Raw genomic sequence first — 24,404 nt, forward strand, 5'->3', positions numbered from 1 at the left:
AGCCGCTTCAATGCCCCGCGTGCGGCGCCCCGTGCGGCGCGGCCGCGGCGCCGAGCACGGCCGGGTCGAGCATGCCGAAGATCATCGCGACGTGCGCCACGACGAGAAAGGCCGCCACCGCCAGCGCGTGCCGCGCCAGGCGCGTCTCGGTGCTCCAGCCCGTGCCGATCCAGCGCAGGTCGATCAGCGCCATCGCGCCCAGCGGCAGCACGCCGGCCAGGTAGGAGCCCACCGCGATCACGTCGGCCGGGCCGCGCCATTCGCCGCCGCGCGTCAGCGGCAGCACGGCGTTGACCATCAGGTAGACGAACACGACGGCGAAGTACGCGCCGGCGGCGACGCTCGCCGCGCGGTTGACGTTCACCAGCGTGCCGCCGGCGGGCCGGTGCAGCAGGATGAACAGCTCGGTGATGGCCACCGTCTCGGCGAGGACGACGGGCACCGCCATGAAGAGGATCAGGTTCCAGGGCTGGTTCTCGGCCAGCAGTTGCATGTAATGGGTCATGTTCATGATCGAAAGCTCACAGCCAGGTTCGTTCGCGCCGCGCATGAAGGCGCGCGGCGTTTCCGGTTCAACGGGGAAAGGGAGGAACGGAAGAACCTCAGGCCGTCGGCGGCGGCGGCTCGGGCGCGATGGTGCGGCCGGGCGGAATGGCCTCGTCGATGCACGGCCGCGAGCGCACGGCGGCACGCGCCACGCCGCTCACGGCGGGAGCGGCCGCCGCCGGCGCGCAGGCCGCCGCGCAGGCGGCGGCGCAGGCGCTGGTCTGGCCGCAGTGCTCGGGTTCGGCATCGTGCGGCGCGGCGGCAGCGGCATCGCCGTGCGCGTGCGCACAGGGCTCGTCGGCGGGAGCCTCGGCGGTCACCGCGATTGCCGGCGACACCGCCAGCGCCGCGCGCAGGCCGAGCGGCCCCGCCAGGACGAGGCCGGTCACGAGCAGCAGGATGCGCCAGTGGTGCATGCCGCGAGCATACGGCCTGCCGGGCAGCCGCGGCATGACGCCCGTCAGATCACGCCACGACGGACGGCGCCTCAGGCATACACCCGCGCCTGCGCCTCCAGCGCCACCGGCCGGATGCGCGAGGCCATGCCCGCGCAGCCGAAGGCCTCGAAGCGCGCCACGCACACGTCGCGCGCCGCGGCGATGGCGTCCTTGAGGAACTTGCGCGGGTCGAACTCGCTGGTGTCCTTGGCCATCGCGCGGCGCATCGCGCCGGTCATCGCCAGGCGGATGTCGGTGTCGATGTTGACCTTGCGCACGCCGTGGCGTATGCCTTCCTGGATTTCCTCGACCGGCACGCCGTAGGTCTCGCGGATGTCGCCACCGTGTTCGCGGATGATCGCCAGCCACTCCTGCGGCACCGACGACGAGCCGTGCATCACCAGGTGCGTGTTCGGGATCTTCGCGTGGATCTGCTTGATGCGCGCTATCGCCAGGATGTCGCCGGTGGGCTTGCGGGTGAACTTGTAGGCGCCGTGGCTGGTGCCGATGGCGATGGCCAGCGCGTCGACGCCGGTCTGCCTGACGAAATCGGCCGCCTGGTCGGGGTCGGTCAGCAGTTGCTCGTGGCTGAGCGTGCCGGCCGCGCCGACGCCGTCTTCCTCGCCGGCCTGGCCCGACTCCAGCGAGCCCAGGCAGCCCAGCTCGCCCTCCACCGACACGCCCACCGCATGCGCCATCTCGCAGACGCGGCGCGTCACGTCCACGTTGTACTCGTAGCTGGCCGGCGTCTTGGCGTCCTCGCGCAGCGAGCCGTCCATCATCACGCTGGTGAAGCCGCTGCGGATGCTTTGCAGGCACACCGCCGGGCTGGCGCCGTGGTCCTGGTGCATCACGATCGGGATGTCGGGGTACATCTCGACCGCCGCTTCCACCATCTTGCGCAGGAAGGGCTCGCCGGCGTATTTGCGCGCGCCGGCCGAGGCTTGCAGGATGACCGGACTGTCGGTCTTCCGCGCGGCTTGCAGGATGGCCTGGATCTGCTCCAGGTTGTTGACGTTGAAGGCCGGCACGCCGTAGCCGTGCTCGGCGGCGTGGTCCAGCAACTGGCGCAGGGAGATCATGGCCATCAGAAGGCTCCTGGAAAGTTCAAGACCTTGCGAGTTCGGGCGCCGCCGCCGTGCGCAGCAGGCGCGCGGCGCGCGCCGCCACCTGCTCGGCGCCGAGGCCGAAATGGCGGAACAGCTCGCCGGCCGGCGCCGATTCGCCGAAGCGGTCGAGGCCGACCACGTCGCCGTGTTCGCCGACATGCTTCCACCACAGGCCGGTGCTGCCGGCCTCCACCGCGAGGCGCGGCAGGTGGCGCGGGATGACCTCGCTGCGGTATGCCGCGTCCTGGCGTTCGAAGACATCGAGGCAGGGCACCGACACCACGCGCGCCGACAGCCCATCGCCGGCCAGCAGCGTGGCGGCGGCGAGCGCGATGCCCACTTCGGAGCCGGTGGCGATCAGCGCCACTTGCTCGTCGGCCGGCCGGCGCAGCACGTAGCCGCCGCGGGCGATGGCGTCGATGCGCTCGGCGCCGTCGCCGGCATGCGGCAGCGCCTGCCGGCTCAGCGCCAGCACGCTGGGGCCGTCGCCGCGCCGCAGCGCTTCGCGCCAAGAGACTGCTGTTTCGGTCGCATCGGCGGGGCGCCACACGTCCAGCCCGGGGATCAGCCGCAGGCTCGACACATGCTCCACCGGCTGGTGCGTCGGCCCGTCTTCGCCCAGGCCGATCGAGTCGTGCGTGAACACGTGCACCACCGGCAGCTTCATCAGCGCGGCCATGCGCAGCGCGTTGCGGCCGTAGTCGCTGAAGGTGAGGAAGGTGCCGCCGTAGGGCCGCAGTCCGCCGTGCAGCGCGATGCCGTTCATGATCGCCGCCATGCCGAACTCGCGCACGCCGTAGTGCACGTGGTTGCCGGTGCCGGCGCCGGTGAGCGGCTGGCTGCCCTTCCAGTCGGTCAGGTTCGAGCCGGTCAGGTCGGCCGAGCCGCCGAGCAGGCCGGGCAAGTGCGGCGCCACCGCGTGGAGCACGTCCTGCGAGGCCTTGCGCGTGGCGACGCTGGCGCGCTTCGCTTCCGTCTCGGCGATCGCCTTCGCGAACGCCTGCTCGGCAGCGGCCGGCAAGCCGTTCGAGGCGAAGCGCCGCAGCAGCTCGTGCGCGAGTTCGGGGTGCGCCTCGGCATAGGCGCCGAAACGCTGTTGCCACTCGCGCCGCGCCTGCGCGCCGCGCTCGCGTGCCGACCAGGCTTCGCGCACCGCGTCGGGAATCTCGAAAGCCGGCCAGGTCCAGCCGAGCTGCTCGCGTGTCTTCGCGATCTCCTCGGCACCCAGCGCCTCGCCGTGCGCCTTGGCGGTGCCGGCGCGGTTCGGCGAGCCGAAGCCGATGGTCGTGCGGCAGCACACCAGCACTGGCTTGCCGGAGGCTTTCGCGGCGGTGATCGCCGCATCGAGCGCCGCGCGGTCGTGGCCGTCGACGTGGCGGATCACGGTCCAGCCATAGGCCTCGAAGCGCGCCGGCGTGTCGTCGCCGAACCAGCCCTTCACGTCGCCGTCGATCGAGATGCCGTTGTCGTCGTAGAAGGCCACCAGCTTGTTCAGCCGCCAGGTGCCGGCCAGCGACGCGGCCTCGTGGCTGATGCCTTCCATCAGGCAGCCGTCGCCGAGGAAGACCCAGGTGCGGTGGTCGATCACGCTGTGGCCGGGCCGGTTGAACTCGGCAGCCAGCAGCTTCTCGGCCAGCGCCATGCCGACCGCGTTGGTGATGCCCTGGCCGAGCGGGCCGGTGGTGGTCTCGACGCCTGGCGCCAGGCCGTGCTCGGGATGGCCGGGCGTCAGCGAATGAAGCTGGCGGAAGCGCCGCAGCTCGCTCATCGGCAGCGCGTAGCCGGAAAGATGCAGCAGCGCGTACAGCAGCATCGAGCCGTGGCCGTTGGAGAGCACGAAGCGGTCGCGGTCCGGCCACTGCGGGTCGGCCGGATCGTGCTTCAGGTGGTGGCGCCACAGCGCTTCGGCGATGTCGGCCATGCCCATCGGCATGCCGGGGTGGCCGGAGTTGGCGGCCTGCACCGCATCGATGGCCAGCACGCGCAGCGCGTTGGCGCACAGCGTGCGCAGCGCGGCGGCGTCGGGGGAAGTCGTCATGCTCGCGCCCTCCCCGCTCACTGGCCCAGCGCCTTGCGGCGCCGCTCGACGAGACGCAGGATCATCGGCGTGAAGATCAGTTGCATCGCCAGTTCCATCTTGCCGCCCGGCACCACCAGCGTGTTGGCGCGGCTCATCCACGAGTCGTGCAGCATCGACAGCAGGTAGGGGAAGTCGATGCCGGCCGGGTTCGCGAAGCGGATCACGACGATGCTCTCGTCGGCGGTGGGAATGGTGCGCGCGATGAAGGGGTCGGAGGTGTCGACCACCGGCACGCGCTGGAAGTTGATGTGCGTGCGCGTGAACTGCGGGCAGATGTAGTGCACGTAGTCGGGCATGCGGCGCAGGATCACGTCGGTCACCGCCTCGGTGGAGTAGCCGCGCATGTTCTTGTCGCGGTGCAGCTTCTGGATCCACTCCAGGTTGATCACCGGCACCACGCCGATCAGCAGGTCGGGGTAGCGCGCGATGTCCACCGTGTCGGTGGTGACGCCGCCATGCAGGCCTTCGTAGAACAGCAGCTCGCTGCCGGGCAGGTTCTCCCAGGGCGTGAAGGTGCCGGGCTCCTGCTGGTACGGGGCGGCTTCGTTGGCGTCGTGCAGGTACTTGCGGCTCTTGCCGGTGCCGCTTTCGGCGTAGTCGCGGAACAGCGCCTCCAGTTCCTCGAACAGGTTGCCCTCGTGGCCGAAGTGGCTGAAGTTGCGGTTGCCGTCGGCCTCGGCCTCGGCGAGCTTCTCGCGCATCGCCTTGCGGTCGTAGCGGTGGAAGGCGTCGCCCTCGATGACGGCGGCGTCGACCTTCTCGCGCCGGAAGATGGCCTCGAAGGTGCGCGTCACCGAGGTGGTGCCGGCGCCCGACGATCCGGTGATCGCGATGATGGGGTGCTTGGCGGACATGGTGGTCTTCCTGGAAGTGGGGAATTCGATGGTCTTGCTCGGTATGGATCCCGTTCGGGCTGAGGCTGTCGAAGCCCACCGAGGTGCAACGCCAGGCCCTTCGACAAGCTCAGGGCGAACGGAGCTCTACTCAGGGCCCACGGATCTCTACTCAGGGCGCACGGATCTCTGCCTCGGTCAGAGCGTGGTCGCGAACAGGCCGCGCTTGCCGAACAGCGGCGACTTGAACGACTCCAGCGGCTCCTCGGCGTGGTAGCGCTCGATGCGCCCCACTTCCTCGGCCGAGCCGAAGATGAAGCCGATGCGCTGGTGCAGCGACTCGGGCGCGACGTCCAGGATGCGCTTGTGCCCGGTGGTGGCGCGCCCGCCGGCCTGCTCGACCAGCATCGCGATCGGGTTGGCCTCGTACAGCAGGCGCAGCCGCCCGGCCTTGCCCGGGTCCTTGTTGTCGCGCGGGTACATGAACACGCCGCCGCGCATCAGGATGCGGTGCGTCTCGGCCACCAGCGAGGCGATCCAGCGCATGTTGAAGTCGGCGCCGCGCGGCCCGGTGCTGCCGGCCATGCATTCGTCGACGTAGCGCTTGACCGCCGGCTCCCAGAAGCGGCTGTTCGAGGCGTTGATCGCGAACTCGCGCGTGGCCGGCGGGATCGCCAGGTCGCGGTGGCTCAGCACCCATTCACCCAGCGTCGGCTCGAGCGTGAAGGCATGCGTGCCCTTGCCCAGCGTCAGCACCAGCATGGTCGAGGGGCCGTAGATCGCGTAGCCGGCGCAGACCTGCTCGGTGCCGGCTTGCAGGAAGTCTTCGGGCTTCGCGTCCTCGCCCGGCGTCGCGGCGCGCAGCACCGAAAAGATGCTGCCCACCGAGACGTTGACGTCGATGTTGGAGGAACCGTCGAGCGGGTCGAACAGCAGCAGGTACTTGCCGCGCGGATACTGCGGCGGCAGCGTGTAGGGCGCGTCCATCTCCTCCGACACCATGCCGGCGACGTGCCCGTCCCACTCGGCCGAGCGCAGGAACAGCTCGTTGCTCTCGATGTCCAGCGGCTTCTGCTCCTCGCCCTGCACGTTGACGCTGCCCGCGCCGCCCTGGGTGCCGGCCAGCGCGCCGAGCGCGACCTTGCGCGAGATCGCCTTGCAGGCGAGCGACACGTCGGTGACCAGCGCGTTCAGCTCGCCGGTGGCGCCGGGGTGGCGGCGCCGCTGCTCGATCAGGAACTGCGTCAGGGTGGGTCTTCCGCCGGTGGGCATGACGGTCTCCTTAGTTGTTGGCAATCGGTTCGGCGGCGGCGCGGCACGGCAGCGCGGCGAGCAGTTCGTGCGGCGCGGCGATGCGCAGCGGGTCCAGCCAGGCGGGCAGCGCGGCGTGGCCGTAGCCCCAGCCCACGCACAGCGCGCGGCAGCCGGCGGCGTGCGCGGCGCGCATGTCGGGTTCGGCGTCGCCCACCATCAGCAGCTCGTGCGGCGCGACGCCGAGGCGCTCGCAGGCCGCCAGCAGCAGCGCCGGCGCGGGCTTGCGCAGAGACGGCGTGTCGGCGCCGTGCACGCCGCTCAGGTAAGGCACCAGCCCGGCAGCGCCGAGCACCGCACGCGCCAGCGGCGTCGGCTTGTTGGTGAGCACCACCAGCGGCAGCGCGCGGTGCAGCGCGTCCAGCAGTTCGACGACGCCGGGGTAGACGCCGCCGCCGGCCAGCGGCGCGGCCAGCGTGGCGGCGTCGAACCGGCGGCGCAGGCGCGTGCGCAGGGCGAGGTCGTCCGCATCGCCGCCTTGCGCTTCGAGCGCGCGGACGATCAGCGCATCGGGGCCGTCGCCGATCCAGCCGCGCACGCGCGCCAGGTCGAAACACGCCAGGCCTTCGCGGTGCAGCGCGGCGTTGAGCGCGTGCTGGATGTCGGGCGCGCTGTCCACCAGCGTGCCGTCGAGATCGAAGGCGACGGCGCGGATCGTGCGCAGCTCATCCGTCATAACGCCTCCAGCGCTTCGCCGCGGATCGCCGCGATCGCGTCGCGGTACGCCGCCGCGTCGCGCGCACCGGTGAACACCGCCGAGCCAGCCACCAGCGTGTCGGCGCCGGCGGCGGCAATGGCGCGCGCGTTGTCGGGCTTGACGCCGCCGTCGACCTCCAGCCAGATCGGCTTGCCGGTCGCTTCGATGCGCCGCCGGATCGCCTCGATCTTGCGCAGCGCCGAGGCGATGAAGGCCTGCCCGCCGAAGCCGGGGTTGACCGACATCACCAGCACCAGGTCCAGATCTTCCAGCACATGGTCGAGCACCGCCAGCGGCGTCGCCGGGTTCAGCACCAGACCGGCCTTGCAGCCCTGCGAGCGGATCAACTGGATCGTGCGGTGCACGTGCTCGCTCGCCTCGGGGTGGAAGCTGATGATGCCGGCGCCGGCCTGCGCGAACAGGGGCACCAGCGCATCGACGGGCTTGACCATCAGGTGCACGTCGATGGGCACCGTCGAATGAGGCTTGATGGCCTGGCACACCAGCGGCCCGACCGTCAGGTTGGGCACGTAGTGGTTGTCCATCACGTCGAAGTGGATCAGGTCGGCGCCGGCGGCGATGACGGCGCGCACCTCCTCGCCGAGCCGCGCGAAGTCGGCCGACAGCAGGCTGGGCGCGATGCGGATCTCGCGGCTCATCCCGCCGCTCCGGCATACAGCGCGGAAAACTCGCTGCGCGGGCGGCGGTCGCCCAGGCGCGCGAGTTCGGCGTAGTCGATTTCGCCGAGGTGCTGCAGCACCAGCCCGGCCTCGGCGAAGTCGTGGTGCTCGGTCCAGTAGGTCGGCGTCACCACCGTCCACAGCCCGGCGCGCGTGGCGGCGAGCAGGCCGTTGCGCGAATCCTCCAGCGCCACGGCCTGATCCACGTCGGCGCCGAGATGCCGCAGCGCGAGCTGGTAGATGTCGGGCGCCGGCTTCTTGGCCGCCACCTGGTCGCCGCAGGCGATCACGCTGAACTTCTCGATGCCGCGCGGGCCGAGCGTCGCGTTCAGCAGCGCGTCGATGTTGGCAGCAGTGGTCGTGCTGGCGATCGCGAGGCGGCAGCCGGCGGCCAGCGCCTCGTCGATCAAGGCCTCCACGCCCTCGCGCAGCGGCACCGCGCCGTCGGCGACGAAGGCGCTGTAGAACCTGGTCTTCTCGGCGTGGATCGCCGGGATCAGCGCGGTGAGCTGCTTGCGCTCGGCGCTGGAGAGCGTCTTCGTCGCCAGGTAGGCCGCGATGCGCTCCTTGCCGCCCGTCGTCTTCAGCAGTTCCTTGTAGGCGTCCTGGCTCCAGCGCCAGTCGAGCTTGAAGCGTTCGAAGGCGTTGTTGAAGGCGACACGGTGCGCTTCTTCGGTGTCGGCCATCGTGCCGTCGACGTCGAAGATCAGGGCCTCGATGCTCATGCGGCAGCTCCTTGGGAGGCTTGGGTGAAGACACGGCTGGCGAGCACGTCCGGTGCCTGCAGCGTGACGAGTTCGTCGCGGCCCAGCGCCGCGTCGCTCGCGAACAGCCGCGTCGCCTGGCGCAGCCGGATGCGGTCGAGCGCATTGCGGATCGAGCGCCCGTTGGCGAAGTGCGGCTGCTGCCGGCGCAGGTGCACGTAGCGCGCGAAGGCCGATTCCGCCTCGCCATCGAAGCGGTAGTTCAGCTTGTCCAGCATCAGTCGCGCGATCTGCATCAACTCGGCTTCGTCGTAGTCGGGGAAGGCGATGTGGTGCGCGATGCGCGAGGCCATGCCGGGGTTGGACGAGAAAAAGGTGTCCATCCGGTCCTGGTAGCCGGCGAGGATCACGACCAGGTCGTCGCGCTGGTTCTCCATCACCTGAAGCAATATCTCGATCGCCTCCTGGCCGTAGTCGCGTTCGTTCTCGGGGCGATACAGGTAGTAGGCCTCGTCGATGAACAGCACGCCGCCCATCGCCTTCTTGATCACTTCCTTGGTCTTGGGCGCGGTGTGGCCGATGAACTGGCCGACCAGGTCGTCGCGCGTCACCGCGACCAGATGGCCCTTGCGCACGTAGCCGAGCTGCTTGAGCACCTCGGCCATGCGCAGCGCCACCGTGGTCTTGCCGGTGCCGGGGTTGCCGGTGAAGCACATGTGCAGCGTGGGCGGCTGCGATTGCAGGCCCTGCTCGGCGCGCAGCCTGTCGATCAGCAGCAGCGCGGCGATGTCGCGGATGCGCCCCTTCACCGGCGCGAGGCCGACCAGCTCGGCGTCGAGCTGGTCGAGCAGCGCCTTGACGCCGGAGGATTCGAACAGCGCCTTGGGCGCGCTGGGCTGCACGGGCATGTCCATATGCGTTAAGTCTGTTGATTCCACTCGAACCAGGCCCTTCGACAGGCTCAGGGCGAACGGTGACGGGCCGACCCCGTTCGTCCTGAGCAGGGACTGAGCTTGTCGAAGGATCAGTACCTCGCGCCTTCCGGCCGATGCGCCACCGCGTAGCTCTCGATGCTGTAGCGCAGCGTGCGGCCCGGCTCCTCGGTGCGGATCAGTCGGAAGCCGGGCTCCTGCTTCGGCCGGTTGACGATGAAGGACAGCACCACCGACTCCGTGCCGTGCGTGGAATCGAAGGCCGTGACGCGGATGTACTGGTCGGGGAAGGTCTTGCGGCAGGCATTGATCTCCATGAGGATGCCGGCGGCGTCCTTCAGGTCGAACATCGGGTTGCCGTGCATCTCCCAGAAGGTGTTGCGCGGATGCGGATCGTCGGTGTACTCGACGCCCACCGCCCAGCCTTTGTCCAGGCAGTATTCGAGCTGCCTGGTGATCTGCGCGTCGCTGAGGTCGGGCAGGAAGGAGAAGGTGCCCTGTGTGATTCGCATGTCGTTGCTCCTTAGGCCACCGCCGGCGTCGGCACGTAGTCGGACGTGTCGGTCGAGGTGTAGTTGAAGGTGATGTCGCCCCAGGTATCCAGCGCGGCGGCCAGCGGCTTGCACCACTTGGCGGCGTCGCGCAGGATCTGCGGGCCCTCCTCCTTGATGTCGCGGCCCTCGTTGCGCGCCAGCACCATCGCTTCGAGCGCGACGCGGTTCGCCGTGGCGCCGGCCTGGATGCCCTGCGGGTGGCCGATGGTGCCGCCGCCGAACTGCAGCACCACGTCGTCGCCGAACAGGTCGAGCAACTGGTGCATCTGGCCGGCGTGGATGCCGCCGGAAGCCACCGGCATCACCTTCTTCAGCGCGCCCCAATCCTGGTCGAAGTAGATGCCGCGCGGCAGGTCGACCCGCGTGTGCGTGTCGCGGCAGACCTTGTAGTAGCCCTGCACCGTCATCGGGTCGCCTTCGAGCTTGCCGACCGCGGTGCCGGCGTGGATGTGGTCGACGCCGGCCAGCCGCATCCACTTGGCGATCACGCGGAAGCTCACGCCGTGGTTCTTCTGGCGCGTGTAGGTGCCGTGCCCGGCGCGGTGCAGGTGCAGGATCATGTCGTTCTGCCGGCACCAGTGCGACAGGCTCTGGATGCCGGTGTAGCCGACCACCAGGTCGACCATCACGATCACCGAGCCCAGGTCCTTGGCGAACTGCGCGCGGCGGTACATCTCCTCCATCGTGCCGGCGGTGACGTTGAGGTACGAACCCTTCACCTCGCCGGTGGCGGCGCTGGCCTTGTTGACCGCGTCCATCACGAACAGGAAGCGGTCGCGCCAGTGCATGAAGGGCTGCGAGTTGATGTTCTCGTCGTCCTTCATGAAGTCGAGCCCGCCCTTCAGGCCCTCGTAGACCACGCGGCCGTAGTTGCGGCCAGACAGCCCCAGCTTGGGCTTGGTGGTGGCGCCCAGCAGCGGGCGGCCGAACTTGTCGAGGCGCTCGCGCTCGACCACGACGCCGGTGGGCGGGCCGGCGAAGGTCTTCACGTAGGCGACCGGGAACCTCATGTCCTCCAGCCGCGCGGCCTTCAGCGGCTTGAACGAGAACACGTTGCCGATGATCGACGCGGCCACGTTGGTGATCGAGCCCTCTTCGAACAGACTCAGGTCGTAGGCCACGTAGGCGAACCACTGGCCCGGGTTGTTGGGCACCGGCTCGACGCGATAGCACTTGGCGCGGTACATGTCGCAGGCGGTGAGGCGGTCGGTCCACACCACCGTCCAGGTCGCGGTGCTGGATTCGCCGGCCACCGCGGCGCCGGCCTCGATCGGGTCGACGCCGTCCTGCGGCGTGATGCGGAACAGCGCCAGGATGTCGGTGTCCTTGGGCACGTAGTCGCCGTCCCAGTAGCCCATCTGCGCGTACTTCAGCACGCCGGCGGAGTAGCGCTTCTTCGCGTCGGTGATCTGCTGGATGTCCTTCATGCTGCCCATCGAATGGCTCCTGGGGGTGTCCGATGGCGCGAATGTAGGCAGCCGAGATGAATAAGAAAAATCAATTATTTTGACTTATTCATCTTATTTATCTAATATAAGCACATGCCGCTGACCCGCAACGCCACCTTCCGCCAGCTCGCCACCTTCCATGCGGTGGCGCGGCTGGGCAGCGTGTCGGCGGCGGCCGACGAGATGCACCTGACGCAGCCGGCGGTGTCGCTTCAGATCGCCGCACTGGAGGAGTCGGCGCGCACGCCGCTGCTGCAGCGCAGCGGCCGCGGCATCCGCCTGACCGAAGCCGGCGAGCTGCTCGACGGCTACGCACGCCGCATCCTCGGCCTGTGGCGCGAGGCCGGCGAGGAGATGGCCACGCTGCAGGGCGTGTTCTCGGGCACGCTGCGCGTCGGCGCGATCACCACCGCCGAATACCTGCTGCCGCCGATGCTGGTGACCTTCGCCAACCAGCACCCGGGCGTGAAGGTCAACCTGCAGGTCGGCAACCGCGACGAGATCGTGCGCATGCTCGGCAGCCAGGAGATCGACCTGGCCATCATGGGCCGCCCGCCGGCCGAGCTGAAGACCGCGTCGACGCCGTTCGCGAAGCACCCGATGGCCTTTCTCGCGTCACCGGATCATGCGCTGATGCAGGGCAAGGCGAAGGTGACGATGGCGCAGCTCTCCGAGCAGCGCATCCTGGTGCGCGAGCGCGGCTCGGGCACGCGCGCGACCATCGAGCGGCTGTTCAAGGACGCCGGGCTGCCGCTGCGCATCGGCTCGGAGCTGTCGAGCAACGAGGCGATCAAGCACATGTGCGCGGCCGGCTTCGGCGTCGCCTTCCTGTCGATGCACACCTGCGTGCTCGAGATCGAGGCCGGCGTGCTGGCGCTGCTGCCGATGGCGCACAACCCGATCGAGCGCGACTGGTACGTGATGCGCCTGGCCGCGCGCCAGTTGCCGCACGTGGCGCAGGCCTTCGAGGCCTTTCTCGTCGAACGCGGTCAGGGCGAGATCCGGCGCCAGCTCGGCGTCAAGCCGGCGGCGAAGAAGGCGGCACGGAGGAAGCCGACATGACGCCGTGCCACGCACACGGGAAAGCAGGCGTGCGTCGCCGCAGGATGCTGGCCCTGCTGGGCGCGGCCGCGGCCGGCGGCTGCGCATCGCCGCCGTCGCCTCCTGCATCGCAGCCGCGCACCCTCGCCCCCGGCGTCTACCTGCTGCCCGGCAGCGGCGGCACGGCCGACGCACACAACCTGGGCCGCATCGCCAACGCCGGCTTCATCGTCGGCGAACGCGGCGTGCTGGTGGTCGACACCGGTACCTCGTTCGCGCACGGCCGCGCCATCCTCGCGGCCGTGCGCTCCGTCACCGACAAGCCGGTGAAGCTCGCGCTGGTGACCCATGCGCGCCCCGAGTTCCTGTTCGGCGGCCCGGCCTTCCAGGACGCCGGCATCCCGGTGCGCATGCACGATCGCGCAGCGCAACTGATGGCGGCGCGCTGCGACGGCTGCCTGAAGCAGTTGCGCCAGACGGTCGGCGCGGTGGGCATGGCCGGCACCGCGATGTACCGGCCCGACCAGGTGTTCGGGGCCGCGCACACGGTCGAGGGCCTGGGCCGCGCGGTGCGCGTGCTGTACTTCGGCCACGCCAGCGGGCCGGGCGACGTCGCCGTGCTCGACGAGGCCAGCGGTACGCTGTTCGCCGGCGGCCTGCTCGACGCGGCGCGCGTGCCCGACATCCAGGACGGCGAACTGCCCGCCTGGCATCGCGCGCTGGCTTCGCTGCGCGGCGAGCGCCTCACCACCATCGTGCCTGGACACGGCGCGCCGGGCTCGCCGGCGCTGATCGACGCGGTCGACGCCTACCTCGCCGCGCTGGAGACGAGGATGCGCGCGCTCGTCGAGGCCGGCGCCTCGCTGATCGATCTGCCCGCGGCCGGCGAGCTGCCGGCCTACGCGCACTGGGACCAGTACGAGACGATCCACCGCCGCAACGCCTCGACCGCCTTTCTGCGCGCCGAGCGCGAGTGGATGTTCAGGCAACCGCGGGAGGGGCGCCCGTGAGCGCCGCGAGGCGGCGCGACTCCTTCGGGTCGCGGAACACCAGCGGATGCTCCGTGACGCCGGCCTCGGCCTGTGCCACCGCCGCGAGCACCTTGTCGTGCTGCGGGCTCTTGCGGCACACCGGGTCGGCGGCCTCGGCGTCGTGCGCGAGCAGCCAGGCCTGGCAGCGGCAGCCGCCCAGGTCTTCCTCCTTGTGCTCGCAGGAGGCGCACGGTTCCTTCATCCAGCCGGTGCCGCGGTAGCGGTTGAAGCCGTCGGAGTCGAACCAGGCCTCGCGCAGCGAGGCCTCGCGCACGTTCGGGAAGCGCAGGCCCGGCAGCATCTTCGCGGTGTGGCAGGGCAGCGCGCTGCCGTCGGGCGTGACGGTCAGGAACATGCTGCCCCAGCCGTTGACGCACTTCTTGGCGCGGCCCTCGTGGTAGTCGGGCGCGACGAAGAAGATGCGCATGCGGCCCTCGAGCCTGCGGCGCCACTCGTCGGTGACGGCCTCGGCGCGCCGCAACTGCTCGCGCGTCGGCAGCAATTGCGCGCGGTTGACGAAGGCCCAGGAGTAGTACTGCGTGTTGGCCAGCTCGATGTACTCGGCGCCCAGCTCGGCGGCCATCTCGATGATGCGGCCGATGTGGTCTATGTTCAGGCGGTGGATCACCACGTTCATCACCATCGGCCAGCCCTGGGCCTTGATGAGTTGCGCGACGCGACTCTTCAGCGTGAAGGTCTTGGTGTGCGAGAGGAAGTCGTTCATCTCGCGCGTGCTGTCCTGGAACGAGAGCTGCACGTGGTCGAGCCCGGCGGCCTTCAGCGCGGCGGCGCGCGCTTCGGTGAGGCCGACGCCGGAGGTGAGCAGGTTGCTGTAGAAGCCGAGCCGGCGCGCCTCGGCGACGATGACTTCGAGGTCGTCGCGCAGCAGCGGCTCGCCGCCCGACAGGCCGAGCTGCACCGCGCCCATCTCGCGGCCCTCGCGCAGCACGCGCAGCCAGTCGTCGGTGGAGAGTTCTGCCGGCTGCGCCGCGTAGTCCACCGGGTTGTAGCAGAACACGCAGTGCAGCGGGCAACGGTAGGTCACTTCCGCGAGCAGCCACAGCGGCGGGCCGATGCTCATCGATTCAGTTCCACTTCAGCCCCACGCCAGCCAGCGCTGCCGGGCAGCCATCTCGACGAAGGCGAGCACGTCGGCCTGCAAGCCTTGCACATCGAACGCGGCTTCGAGTTCGGCGACGATCTCGCCGACGCTGCGCTGCCCGTCGCAGCGTTTCATGATCTCGCCGGCGCTGCGGTTGAGCTTGACCATGCCCTCGGGGTAGAGCAGCACGTGGCAGTCCTGCGCCGACTCCCATTGCAGGCGAAAGCCCGCGCCGATGCGCGGCCGGCTGGCGATGCTCGCGGGGCTCATGCGTTCACGCCGTACTTCAGCGCCATCGCGTCGTTCATCGCCCACAGGATGTCGAGCTTGAACTGAAGAATGCCCAGCGCGCGCTGCTGCGCCGCGCGCGTGTCGAAGTGGTCTAGCGTGACGGCCAGGCCCTGCTCCACGTCGCGCCGCGCCTGGCCGACGCGGTTGCGGAAGTAGGCCAGGCCTTGCGGCTCGATCCAGCGGTAGTGCTCGGGCCAGGTGGCCAGGCGCTGCTTGTGGATCTCGGGCGCGAACAGTTCGGTGAGCGAGGAGCACACCGCCTCCTGCCAGGGCGCGCGGCGCGCGAACTCGACGTAGGCGTCCACCGCGAACTTCAGCGCCGGGATCAGGTGGCGCCGGTCTTCCACCTCCTCGCGCGTCAGGCCCACGGCTTCGGCCAGGCGCAGCCAGGCCTCGATGCCGCCGGGGTCGTTCACGCCGCCGATCTCGAAGCCGTCGTGGTCCAGGATGCGCTGCACCCAGCCGCGCCGCACCGCGCGGTCGTCGCAGTTGGACAGCACCGCCGCGTCCTTGATCGGGATCGCGATCTGGTAGTAGAAGCGGTTCGCCACCCAGCCGCGGATCTGCTCCGGCGTGGCCCGGCCGGTGTTGAGCATCACGTTGAACGGATGGTGGATGTGGTACGAGCGGCCGCGCTCGCGCAGCCTGGCTTCGAATTCGGCGCGGGTCCAGGCGGCGTCGCTCATGTCACAGCTCGAGGGTCATGCCGTCCTCGCAGGGCACGATGCCGTGGCGCGCCAGCTCGGCGCGCTGCGCCGAGTCTTCGTCGAGGATGGGGTTGGTGTTGTTGATGTGGATGAGGCAGCGCCGCGTGCGCGCCGGCAGCCGGTCCAGCCATTCGATCATCCCGCCCGGGCCGCTTTGCGGCAGGTGGCCGATGTCGCGCGCGGTCTTCTTCGACAGGCCGAGCGCGATCATCTCGTCGTCGGTCCAGAAGGTGCCGTCGACCAGCACCGCGTCGGCACCGCTCATCACGTCGAACAGCGCCGGCGTGATCTCGCCCAGGCCCGGCGCGTAGAAAGCGCTGCGGCCGCTGCGCGTGTCGGCGATCAGCACGCCGATGTTGTCGCCCGGCGTGGGCTGCTCGCGGTGCGGCGAATACGGCGCGGCCTTGCTCGCCAGCGCGAAGGCGCGCAGCCTCAGGTGCGCGGCGCCGGGAATCTCGAACGGCGAGCCGTCGGGTTCGATGCGCCGGCGCGCCACGCCGCAGTAGTGGCCCAGCACGTTCAGTACCGGGTTGCCGGTCGTCAGGTCTTCGTGGACCGGGTCGGTGCACCACAGCGGCAGCGGACTGCCGCGCTCGCGCAGCATGAACAGGCCCGTGGCGTGGTCGATCTGCCCGTCCATCAGCAGCACGCCGGCGATCGCCGTGTCGCGGATCGCGCGCTTCGGTTGCAGTGTCGGGTTCGAGCGGATCTGTTCGAGGATGTCGGGCGAGGCGTTGAACAGCACGCCGTCGCAGCCCGCCTCGCCCTGCACGAAGATCGACGACTGCGTGCGCGCCCTGGCGCGCAGCGCCCCGCTGCGCACGCCGGCGCATTGGCGGCAGTTGCAGTTCCACTGCGGAAAGCCGCCGCCGGCGGCCGAGCCGAGGATGGTGATGCGCATCGGGACGTGGAAAAGAGGGGCCGCCGCGAGTGGTGCACCCGCGGCGGCCTGCGCACGCTCAGCGGGCGGCGACGTACATCGTGATTTCGAAGCCGAAGCGGAAATCGGCCGCGGCCGGGGTTTGCCATTGCATGGAACTGCTCCTTCAGTGAACGACACATGGCGCCGGGTGGTCGCCACGAGAACGACCCTCGTCGTCCCGTGATGGATGCTCGTGGCTCGCCCGCGCGCCGCACAGGCCCCGCGCCATGATTCGGCCCTCATGAATATCTGGAATCGATCTCCGGCTTCTCCCGGGGGCGACCCAGCGATGGATGCGCGGGCGGAGTCGATACCATCGCCGGGTGCTTTCCGACACCACCGCGCCCTTCGCCACCCATGCCCTTGCCGTGCCCGGCGGCCATGTGCTGTCGGTGCAGGAATTCGGCGCGCGCGACGGCATGCCCGTGGTGCTGCTGCACGGCGGCCCCGGCTCGGGCAGCTCGCCGCTGCTGCGCAGCGTGTTCGACGCGGCGCACTGGCGCATCGTCTGTCCCGACCAGCGCGGCGCGGGCGCGAGCCGGCCACGCGGCGAGACGGCGCACAACGATACCGACGCGCTGATCGCCGATCTGCGCCTCATCCGCGAACACCTGGGCATAGTCCGCTGGGTGGTGGTCGGCGGCTCGTGGGGCGCGACGCTCGCGCTCGCCCATGCCGCCGCCGAACCGCGGGCCGTCGCGGCGCTGCTGCTGCGCGCGAGCTTTCTCGCGCGGCCGCAGGACATCGCCGCCTTCTTCGGCGAGCTGTCGCTGGACCGGCTCGCGGCCGAGCTGGACTCGCCCGACGCGGCGACGCGCGAAGCCGCCGCCCTCGCGTGGTGGCGCCGCGAGCAGCAGCTCGCCGGCGCGCAGGCCGCCGCGCCGCACGGCGAAGCGCTGGCCGCGCAGGTCGAGCGGCTGCGCGTGCAGGCGCACTACCTGCGCCACGGCTGCTGGCTGCAGGCGCCGACGCTGCTCGAACGCTGCGAGACGGTGCCGCGTGTGCCGACGCACCTGATCCACGCCCGCGACGACCGCGTCTGCCCGCCCGAGGGCGCCGTGCTGCTGCAGCGCCGCCTGCCCGGTGCGACGCTGCAATGGGTGGACGGCGCCGGCCACGACGCCGCCCATCCGGCGATGCTCGCGGCGATGCGCGGCGCGCTGTCGAACCACGCGCGCAGCGGCCGCTTCACGCCATGAGCCTGAGACTCAAGATCAATCTGGTCGTCGGCGCGCTGACGCTGCTGCTCCTGCTCGCGATGCTCGGGCTGCAACTGCGCAGCATGCGCAGCTCGGTACACGAGGAGGTGCTGGCCGCCAACCGCGTCGCCGCGCAACTGCTCAACCGCACGGCCTGGCTGTACGCCGCGCAGGGCACGCCGGCGATGCTGTCGTTCCTGCAAGGCACCGGGCGCGTGCGCGCCAACGACATCACGCTGTACGACCAGGGCGGCCAGACGCTCTACCACTCGCCGCCGTCGACCTACAAGTCCGGACGCGACGCGCCGGACTGGTTCGAGGCGCTGATCGCGCCCGAGCCGACCGTGCAGTCCATCGAATTCCCCGACGGCAAGCTGGAAGTGCGGTCCAACGCCACGCGCTCGGCGCTCGACGCCTGGGACGACGCCGTCGCCCTGGCCGGCGGCGCGGCGGCGCTGCTGCTGGTGGTGAACCTGCTGGTGTTCTGGCTGGTGGGCCGCACGCTGCGCCCGCTCGGGCAGATCGCCGGCGCGCTCGAGCAAGTGCAGCGCGGCCGCTTCGACATCGTGCTGCCGCCGCTGCCGGGGCGCGAGGCGGGCACCATCGGCACCGCCTTCAACCGCATGGTCGGCGAGATCGGCCGCCACATCGAGACCGAGCGCCGCGCGCTGCGCGCGGAACTCCAACTCTCCGACAGCCGCGAGCTGACGCGCTGGATCGACCACCACATCGAGCAGGAGCGCCTGACCATCGCGCGCGAGCTGCACGACGAGCTGGGCCAGTCGGTCACCGCGATGCGCAGCATGGCGACCTCGATCGCGCAGCGCAGCGCCGGCAAGGACGGCGCCACCGAACACGCCGCGCGCCTGATCGCCGAGGAATGCTCGCGCCTGTACGACGCGATGCACGGCATCATCCCGCGCCTGACGCCGCTGGTGCTGGACAACTTCGGCCTGGCCGACGCCCTCAACGATCTCGTCGAGCGCACGCGCCGCGCCCACCCCGGCCTGGCGCTGGACGCCGACATCGCGCTGGGCGACGCGCGCCTGCCGGCCGACGCCGCGCTGGCGCTGTACCGCGCCGCGCAGGAAGGCATCACCAACGCATTGCGCCACGGCCAGGCCGGGCGCGTCACGCTGCGCCTCGCGGGCACCGCCGACGAGGTGACGCTGCTGCTGCGCGACGACGGCCGCGGCCTGGCCCGGAGCGATGCCGCGCCGCGCGAGGGCGGCCACTACGGCCTGCGCTGGCTGCGCGAACGCGTCGTGGCGCTGCACGGCAGCGTGGCGCTGGACGACGCCGCGCCGCGCGGCGCGCAGCTCGCGGTGCGCCTGCCGCTGGCCGCCACCGGCACGACGGAGGCCGCATGATCCGCGTGATGCTCGCCGACGACCATGCACTGGTGCGCATGGGCTTTCGCATGCTGCTGGCCGACGCGCGGATCGAGGTGGTGGCCGAACTCGACACCGGCGAGCAGGCCTGCGCCGAGTACCCGCGCGTGCAGCCCGACGTGCTGGTGATGGACCTCGCCATGCCCGGCATGGGCGGGCTGGAATCGGTGCGGCGCATCGTCGCGCAGGACGCGAAGGCGCGCATCCTCGTGCTCTCGGCGCACGAGGACACCGCGCACCCGCAGCGTGTGCTGCGCGCCGGCGCGCTCGGCTACCTGACCAAGCGCAGCGCGCCCGAGGCGTTGATCGACGCGGTGAGCGCGGTGGCGCGCCACGAAACTTACGTCGACGCGCACACCGCGCGCGCGCTGGCGATGGCGCAGGTCAAGGGCCAGGCCAGCCCGGCGCAGACGCTCTCCGAACGCGAGTTCTCGGTCTTCCTGCAACTCGCGCGCGGCCAGAGCGTGGCACAGATCGCCGACAACCTGAAGCTCTCGCCCAGCACCGTGGGCACGCACCTCTACCACGTCAAGCAGAAGCTCGGCGCGAGCAACCAGTCGGAGCTGACGCTGGTGGCCTTGCAGTGGGGTTTGCTGCAGGTGTGAGGCACGCGGCCGGGTCCATGTCAGCATAGAGCGATGGCACAGGGACGGTTCAGCATCGCCCGATGCGCGATGAAGGGCGTGGAGGCGGTCGCCGCCGACACCGCTCATGCGTTCGGCCGCCACATGCACGACCAGTACGGCCTGGGCCTCATCCTGCGCGGCGCGCAGAAGTCCTCGAGCGGTCGCGGCATCGTCGAGGCCAAGGCGGGCGACATCATCACCGTCAACCCTGGCGAGGTCCACGACGGCACGCCCCTCGGCAAGAACGGCCGCGCCTGGCGGATGCTGTACTTCGACCCGGCAACGCTGGCCGACACGATGGCGGACCTGACGGACGGCGCCACCGGCAACGCGGAACTGACGCGGCCCGCGATGCGCGATCCGGCGTCCGCGATTCGATTCGCCTCTCTTTTTCGTGCCGTCACCGATCCGCAAGGCGGGCACAGCGAGATCGAGGTGCGCGAGAACCTTCTGTTGCTGCTGGCCCGGTTGATCGACGCGGGCCATCAAAAGCAGATGCGCACAGCGCCCCAAGGCATCGAACCGGCCCGCGCTCGCATCGACGACGCTCCATCGGAGCCGATTTCGCTGCATGAGCTGGCGAAAATCGGTGGCATCAGCCAGTTCCAGCTCGTTCGAGGCTTCTCGAAGGCCACGGGCCTCACGCCGCACGCCTATCTGGTGCAGCGCAGGCTGCAAAGAGCGCGCAGGCTCGTTGCCGCGGGAGTGGCCCTTGCGGATGCGGCGCGGGCAGCCGGCTTCGCGGACCAGAGCCACATGACCCGGCTCTTCGTCCGCACCTACGGCTTGTCTCCAGGGCTGTATGCCGCGGCGATGCGCTGAGCCGCAATTTCGTTCAAGACCGTACGGCGGCGCATCGCGCACAGTGGAGCGGTTCGACACACGACCGGACCTCTCACATGCCATTCAAGCCGACGCAGTACCGATGCACCTCCCAAGCCCTGCGCGTGGAGCCGCGATGACGCTCGAGTTCTTCCTCACGGCGCTGGTCATCGTGGCATCGCCGGGCACCGGCGCGATCTATACCGTAGCGGCCGGCCTCTCGGCGGGGCCGCGCGCGAGCCTGCTGGCGGCCTTCGGCTGCACGCTCGGCATCGTTCCCCACATGCTGGCCGCGATCAGCGGGCTCGCGGCACTGCTTCACACCAGCGCCACGGCCTTCCAGATCCTCAAAGTCCTCGGCGTCGCCTACCTGCTCTACATGGCATGGACGATGTCCCACGCTCGCGGCATGCCGAGCCTGAACGACAAGGCGGGTGGAAGGAGTGCCGGGCAGGTGATCGTTTCGGCGATTCTCGTCAACCTGCTGAATCCCAAGCTCTCCATCTTCTTCTTCGCCTTCCTGCCTCAATTCGTCAGCGTGAACGAGGCGGCGCCCGTGTACCGGATGACGGAACTGAGCCTGGTGTTCATGGCGCTGACCTTCGTGGTCTTCGCCGCCTACGGCGCTTTCGCCGCCGCGCTCAGGCGGCATGTCCTGTCCAGCGCGTCGGTCCAAACCTGGATGCGGCGCGGCTTCGCCGCCGCGTTCGCCGCGCTGGCCGCGCAGCTCGCGCTGACTCAGAAATGAGTTCGAGATTCCAGATGGGCACACACGACTTCGTGCGCGTCTACGAAGCCGGCTCGAGAACGGGCCAGCCGGCCTTCCGGCACTGCTCGCGCAGCCGCGCATCCGGGTTCACCGCAACGGGGTGGGTGACACGCCGCAGCAAGGCGATGTCGCCGATCGAGTCGCTATAGAACCACGAGCGTTCGATGGCCGCCAGCGGCGGCGCGCCGATGCGCGCCAGCCATGCCTCGACCTGCGTCACCTTGTGTTCGCGGTAGCACGGCAGGCCCGCGGTCTCGCCGCTGGGGCAGCCGTCGTGCATGGCCGCTTCGCTGGCCACCAGATGCTCGATGCCGAAGGCGCGCGCGAAGGGCTCGGCGACCAGGCGCTGCGTGGCGGTGACGATCGCGCACAGGTCGCCGCGTGCGCGGTGATCGTCGACCAGCGTGCGCGTCGCGGCCGGCAGGCGTTCGAGCATCGAGCGCGCGAAGCTCTCGCGCCACGATTCCAAGCGCGCCGGCGCCACGCCGGCCAGCGGCGCCAGCAGCGCGCGGTGCATCGCACGGATGTCGAGCGTGCCGGCCACGTACTGGTGGCAGAAGTCGAGGTGGCGCTGCTCGGCGCAAGCATCCAGCGCGCCGAGGGCGACGAGGTGCCGCGTCCACGCCATGCCGCTGTCGAAGGGGATCAGCGTGTGGTCGAGGTCGAACAGCGCCAGCGTCGTCATGCGGCGTCGTCCGCCATCAGCCGCGCCGGCAGCACGCCGCGCAGGGCATTGCAGACCATCAAGGCCTCGGCGCGGCGCAGGTCGGCGCGTGTCAGGCGGCGTTCCGATGCGCCCAGCGCGGGGTCGGCGAGCAGCAGCGCGCGCATCACGCCAGGCAGCGCGCCGTCCTCGACCGGCGGCGTGAACCAGCGCCCGCCGAGCTTCACGAACACCGAACTGCGCCCGCCTTCGGCGAGCCGGCCGCTCGCCGTGAAGAACAGGCTGTCGAAGGCGCCGGCACGCTCGGCCGCGCGCACGCCGGCGTCGTAGAGCGTACGCAGCGTGGTCTTGTGCGCGGCCAGCGGGTTGGCGTCGCCCAGGGCTTCGTCGGCGATGCGCAGCCGCACCTCGCCTTCGGGCAAGGGCGCCAGCGCGGCCTGCGTGAGCGCGAGGCGGCCGTCGTGCGCGAGCGCGAGGCGCAGCCGGCGCGGGCCCGTCGCGGCTTCGCGCGCGGCCCGCAGCAGCAGCCTGCGCGCCGCCTCGCCATCGCAGGCGAAACCGAGCGCCTCGGCGCTGCGCGCGAGGCGTTGCAGATGCCGCTCCAGCAGCGGCAACGCGCCCGCCGCGCTGCACAGCACGGTCTCGAACAGTTCGAATCCCGGGTCCAGGCCGGTGAGGAAACGCGCCTTGAGCCGGCACTCCTCGAACTCGTCGGCGGCCGCGCTGTCCTGGACGATGCCGGCGCCGACGCCCAGCGTCAGCGCTCTCGCGCCGCCTTGCTGCGCCCCCAGCGTCAGCGTGCGGATCGCCACCGAGAAGCAGAAGTCGCCCAGGCGCTCTCCGGCGCGCGGCGCGTCGGCCCAGCCGATGGCGCCGCAGTACAGGCCGCGCGGCGTGCCCTCCAGCCGCGCGATGAGCTGCATCGTGTGGTGCTTGGGCGCGCCGGTGATCGAGCCGCAGGGGAACACCGCGCGCAGCAGTTCGGGCATGCCGACCTCGGGCCGCAGGCGCGCCTGCACGGTGGAGGTCATCTGGAACACCGTCGCATACGGCTCGATCGCGAACAACTGCGGCACCTTCACCGAGCCGATGCGCGCGATGCGGCCGAGGTCGTTGCGCAGCAGGTCGACGATCATCAGGTTCTCGGCGCGGTTCTTGATGTCTTCCGACAGCAGCCGCGCCGTCTCGCTGTCGCCCTCGGGCGCGACGAAGCGCGAGGCGGTGCCCTTCATCGGCCGCGCGGTGGCCAGGGCGCCCGCTTCGTCCACCTCGCAGCGCACGAACAGCTCGGGCGAGCACGACAGCACATGCGTCGCCTCGCCACCCTCGGGCAGCACGATGTAGGCGCCGAAGGCCACCGGCTGGCGTGCACGCAGCGCGCGGTACAGCGCCAGCGGCGAGCCGAAGGCGCGGCCGTGCAGCCGGTAGGTGTAGTTGACCTGGTAGGTCTCGCCGGCGGCGATGGCTTCGTGGATGCGCGCGATCGCCTGCGTGAACTCGTCGCGATCGACGCTGGCTTGCAGGTCCATCGTGCCGGCCGTGCCGTCGGCGTCGGGCTGCGCTTCGAGCCAGCGCGTCGCGGCCTCGTTCGAGAGCTTCTCGCAGCGCTGGAACATCAGCACGCGCAAGGCGCCTCGGTGTTCGGGCGCAAGCCGCTCGTGGCCAGCCTTCAGCAGCCGCGCGCCCCATTCGTAGTCGGCCAGCAGCAGCGCGTGCAGGCCGGCGCGCTGGTCGGCCTCGACAGCCGCCCACGCCGCATCGAGCCACGCCGGATCGTCGTTGCGGTGCTCGCGCACGAAGCCGGTGTAGAGCCGGCTCGTGGGGTTCGAGTCGCTGGCATGGCGATCGTCCAGAAGGGCACAGACCATCGCCAAGCTCAGCGCATCAAGCGGCCGCCGCGGAACCGGCTTTGCCGGGCCGCTGGCGGCGCCCCCTGGGGGGAGCGCGAAGCGCTCCGGGGAGTGGGACCATGACTACGACCAGTCGTTCATGTCGTGTTTGATGGTGTGGCGATTCGCGATCAGCTCGTCGATGCTCGGCTCGTTGTTCAGCGCCCGCTTGATCGCCAGCTTGGTCGCCTCGTAGTTGGTGCGGTACATGTCTTTCTTGTCGAGCTTCGGATCCTTGGCGCAGCGCGGGTCGATCCACACCAGGCTGACGATGCACAGCTCGTTGACCAGCGCCTTCGGGATGATGCCTTCGGCCACGCAGTCGACCACCGCGTCGGCGGTGGCGCTCTGCACCACGCCGCCGAACAGGTCGATGTTGGCGCTGTCCTTCAGCGTCACCTTGGGGCAGGTGATGGTCGCCGGGCGCACCATCTGGTTGCAGGCGCGGATCGCGAACATCGCCGTGTGGCCCTTGCTCTGCGCCATCATGTTGGCGAAGGCCTGGCCCACCGGGCCGTTGGTGCGGCCGATCAGGATCTCGGGCATCGCGTCGGTGTACTGGCCGTCGGCGGCCAGCACGGTGGCTTCGCCGGCGTGGAAAACGTAGTCGTTGCTCATG

Annotated in this window: 27 protein-coding genes; 7 read left to right on the top strand and 20 right to left on the bottom strand. The window is 70.5% G+C overall.

Translation table 11 applies throughout. The features are described 5' to 3' along the window. Positions 1-7: 7 nt before the first annotated feature. From QM792_RS13910 to QM792_RS13965, 12 genes are all read right to left on the bottom strand, one after another. A complete protein-coding gene (locus tag QM792_RS13910) occupies positions 8-511 on the bottom strand; it encodes a DUF6803 family protein (RefSeq protein WP_415150698.1) in 504 nt (167 codons plus the stop codon). A gap of 91 nt (positions 512-602) precedes the next feature. Beyond that, positions 603-962 (bottom strand): hypothetical protein, encoded by a 360-nt coding sequence (locus QM792_RS13915; protein WP_415150699.1) that lies wholly within the window; start codon positions 960-962, stop codon positions 603-605. 71 nt (positions 963-1,033) lie between these two features. Then, the gene (fba, locus tag QM792_RS13920) at positions 1,034-2,071 is read right to left on the bottom strand and encodes a class II fructose-bisphosphate aldolase (RefSeq protein WP_415150700.1); all 1,038 of its coding nucleotides are present in this window, start codon (positions 2,069-2,071) and stop codon (positions 1,034-1,036) included. 19 nt (positions 2,072-2,090) lie between these two features. After that, a complete protein-coding gene (gene tkt, locus QM792_RS13925) occupies positions 2,091-4,130 on the bottom strand; it encodes a transketolase (RefSeq protein ID WP_415150701.1) in 2,040 nt (679 codons plus the stop codon). 17 nt (positions 4,131-4,147) lie between these two features. Further along, positions 4,148-5,026: a phosphoribulokinase gene (locus QM792_RS13930; RefSeq protein ID WP_415150702.1), complete on the bottom strand. Its 879-nt coding sequence runs from the start codon at positions 5,024-5,026 to the stop codon at positions 4,148-4,150. Positions 5,027-5,203: 177 nt separating this feature from the next. Then, entirely contained in the window at positions 5,204-6,277 is a 1,074-nt protein-coding gene (locus QM792_RS13935; RefSeq protein ID WP_415150703.1) for a class 1 fructose-bisphosphatase, read from the bottom strand. A 10-nt stretch (positions 6,278-6,287) separates the two neighbouring features. Further along, positions 6,288-6,992 carry an HAD-IA family hydrolase gene (locus tag QM792_RS13940; RefSeq protein ID WP_415150704.1) on the bottom strand — a complete coding sequence of 235 codons (705 nt, stop codon included), beginning with the start codon at positions 6,990-6,992 and terminating at the stop codon, positions 6,288-6,290. Then, positions 6,989-7,672 carry a ribulose-phosphate 3-epimerase gene (rpe, locus tag QM792_RS13945; RefSeq protein ID WP_415150705.1) on the bottom strand — a complete coding sequence of 228 codons (684 nt, stop codon included), beginning with the start codon at positions 7,670-7,672 and terminating at the stop codon, positions 6,989-6,991. Before rpe ends, QM792_RS13940 begins: the two co-directional genes overlap by 4 nt. After that, complete coding sequence (locus tag QM792_RS13950) at positions 7,669-8,418, bottom strand: HAD-IA family hydrolase (RefSeq protein WP_415150706.1); 750 nt, start codon at positions 8,416-8,418, stop codon at positions 7,669-7,671. The genes rpe and QM792_RS13950 overlap by 4 nt, the downstream gene beginning before the upstream one ends. Then, complete coding sequence (gene cbbX / locus QM792_RS13955) at positions 8,415-9,311, bottom strand: CbbX protein (protein WP_415150707.1); 897 nt, start codon at positions 9,309-9,311, stop codon at positions 8,415-8,417. The genes QM792_RS13950 and cbbX overlap by 4 nt, the downstream gene beginning before the upstream one ends. A 110-nt stretch (positions 9,312-9,421) precedes the next feature. Next, positions 9,422-9,841 (bottom strand): ribulose bisphosphate carboxylase small subunit, encoded by a 420-nt coding sequence (locus tag QM792_RS13960; RefSeq protein WP_415150708.1) that lies wholly within the window; start codon positions 9,839-9,841, stop codon positions 9,422-9,424. Positions 9,842-9,852: 11 nt separating this feature from the next. Next, positions 9,853-11,310, bottom strand: coding sequence for a form I ribulose bisphosphate carboxylase large subunit (locus QM792_RS13965; RefSeq protein ID WP_415151634.1), 1,458 nt, complete (start codon positions 11,308-11,310; stop codon positions 9,853-9,855). Between the two features lie 114 nt (positions 11,311-11,424). Between QM792_RS13965 and QM792_RS13970 the strand changes: the two genes are divergently transcribed. Further along, positions 11,425-12,393: a LysR family transcriptional regulator gene (locus tag QM792_RS13970; RefSeq protein WP_415150709.1), complete on the top strand. Its 969-nt coding sequence runs from the start codon at positions 11,425-11,427 to the stop codon at positions 12,391-12,393. A gap of 29 nt (positions 12,394-12,422) precedes the next feature. Continuing rightward, positions 12,423-13,382 (top strand): MBL fold metallo-hydrolase, encoded by a 960-nt coding sequence (locus QM792_RS13975; protein WP_415150710.1) that lies wholly within the window; start codon positions 12,423-12,425, stop codon positions 13,380-13,382. Here the strand turns inward: QM792_RS13975 and pqqE are convergent. Genes pqqE through pqqA form a run of 5 tightly spaced genes read right to left on the bottom strand, consistent with a single transcriptional unit; the run spans position 13,354 to position 16,537 of the window. Continuing rightward, positions 13,354-14,484 carry a pyrroloquinoline quinone biosynthesis protein PqqE gene (gene pqqE, locus QM792_RS13980; RefSeq protein ID WP_415150711.1) on the bottom strand — a complete coding sequence of 377 codons (1,131 nt, stop codon included), beginning with the start codon at positions 14,482-14,484 and terminating at the stop codon, positions 13,354-13,356. The genes QM792_RS13975 and pqqE overlap by 29 nt on opposite strands. A gap of 15 nt (positions 14,485-14,499) precedes the next feature. Further along, entirely contained in the window at positions 14,500-14,775 is a 276-nt protein-coding gene (pqqD, locus tag QM792_RS13985) for a pyrroloquinoline quinone biosynthesis peptide chaperone PqqD (RefSeq protein ID WP_415150712.1), read from the bottom strand. Further along, entirely contained in the window at positions 14,772-15,482 is a 711-nt protein-coding gene (pqqC, locus tag QM792_RS13990) for a pyrroloquinoline-quinone synthase PqqC (protein ID WP_415150713.1), read from the bottom strand. Before pqqC ends, pqqD begins: the two co-directional genes overlap by 4 nt. A gap of 1 nt (position 15,483) precedes the next feature. Next, positions 15,484-16,404 (bottom strand): pyrroloquinoline quinone biosynthesis protein PqqB, encoded by a 921-nt coding sequence (gene pqqB / locus QM792_RS13995; protein ID WP_415150714.1) that lies wholly within the window; start codon positions 16,402-16,404, stop codon positions 15,484-15,486. Between the two features lie 58 nt (positions 16,405-16,462). Continuing rightward, complete coding sequence (pqqA, locus tag QM792_RS14000) at positions 16,463-16,537, bottom strand: pyrroloquinoline quinone precursor peptide PqqA (RefSeq protein WP_132572691.1); 75 nt, start codon at positions 16,535-16,537, stop codon at positions 16,463-16,465. Positions 16,538-16,748: 211 nt separating this feature from the next. On the opposite strand from pqqA, the gene QM792_RS14005 reads away from it, so the two are divergent. The 5 genes from QM792_RS14005 to QM792_RS14025 all read left to right on the top strand — a co-directional run bounded on the left by QM792_RS14005 (position 16,749) and on the right by QM792_RS14025 (position 21,211). Next, positions 16,749-17,624, top strand: a complete 876-nt coding sequence (locus QM792_RS14005; protein WP_415150715.1) for an alpha/beta fold hydrolase — start codon at positions 16,749-16,751, stop codon at positions 17,622-17,624. Further along, positions 17,621-18,994, top strand: coding sequence for a HAMP domain-containing protein (locus tag QM792_RS14010; RefSeq protein WP_415150716.1), 1,374 nt, complete (start codon positions 17,621-17,623; stop codon positions 18,992-18,994). Before QM792_RS14005 ends, QM792_RS14010 begins: the two co-directional genes overlap by 4 nt. Further along, positions 18,991-19,620: a response regulator gene (locus QM792_RS14015; RefSeq protein ID WP_415150717.1), complete on the top strand. Its 630-nt coding sequence runs from the start codon at positions 18,991-18,993 to the stop codon at positions 19,618-19,620. Before QM792_RS14010 ends, QM792_RS14015 begins: the two co-directional genes overlap by 4 nt. Positions 19,621-19,653: 33 nt before the next feature. Next, positions 19,654-20,463 carry an AraC family ligand binding domain-containing protein gene (locus tag QM792_RS14020; protein WP_415150718.1) on the top strand — a complete coding sequence of 270 codons (810 nt, stop codon included), beginning with the start codon at positions 19,654-19,656 and terminating at the stop codon, positions 20,461-20,463. A 136-nt stretch (positions 20,464-20,599) separates the two neighbouring features. Next, the gene (locus QM792_RS14025; RefSeq protein ID WP_415150719.1) at positions 20,600-21,211 is read left to right on the top strand and encodes a LysE family translocator; all 612 of its coding nucleotides are present in this window, start codon (positions 20,600-20,602) and stop codon (positions 21,209-21,211) included. Between the two features lie 40 nt (positions 21,212-21,251). Here the strand turns inward: QM792_RS14025 and QM792_RS14030 are convergent, their stop codons facing one another. From QM792_RS14030 to fae, 3 genes are all read right to left on the bottom strand, one after another. Then, positions 21,252-21,917, bottom strand: coding sequence for an HAD family hydrolase (locus QM792_RS14030; protein WP_415150720.1), 666 nt, complete (start codon positions 21,915-21,917; stop codon positions 21,252-21,254). Beyond that, complete coding sequence (gene pabB / locus QM792_RS14035) at positions 21,914-23,764, bottom strand: aminodeoxychorismate synthase component I (RefSeq protein WP_415150721.1); 1,851 nt, start codon at positions 23,762-23,764, stop codon at positions 21,914-21,916. The genes QM792_RS14030 and pabB overlap by 4 nt, the downstream gene beginning before the upstream one ends. Before the next feature lie 105 nt (positions 23,765-23,869). Then, positions 23,870-24,403, bottom strand: coding sequence for a formaldehyde-activating enzyme (gene fae / locus QM792_RS14040; protein WP_415150722.1), 534 nt, complete (start codon positions 24,401-24,403; stop codon positions 23,870-23,872). Position 24,404: the final 1 nt, after the last annotated feature.

Origin of the sequence: Piscinibacter sp. (genome assembly GCF_047600445.1) — a bacterium.
Taxonomy (GTDB): Bacteria; Pseudomonadota; Gammaproteobacteria; order Burkholderiales; family Burkholderiaceae_C; genus Piscinibacter.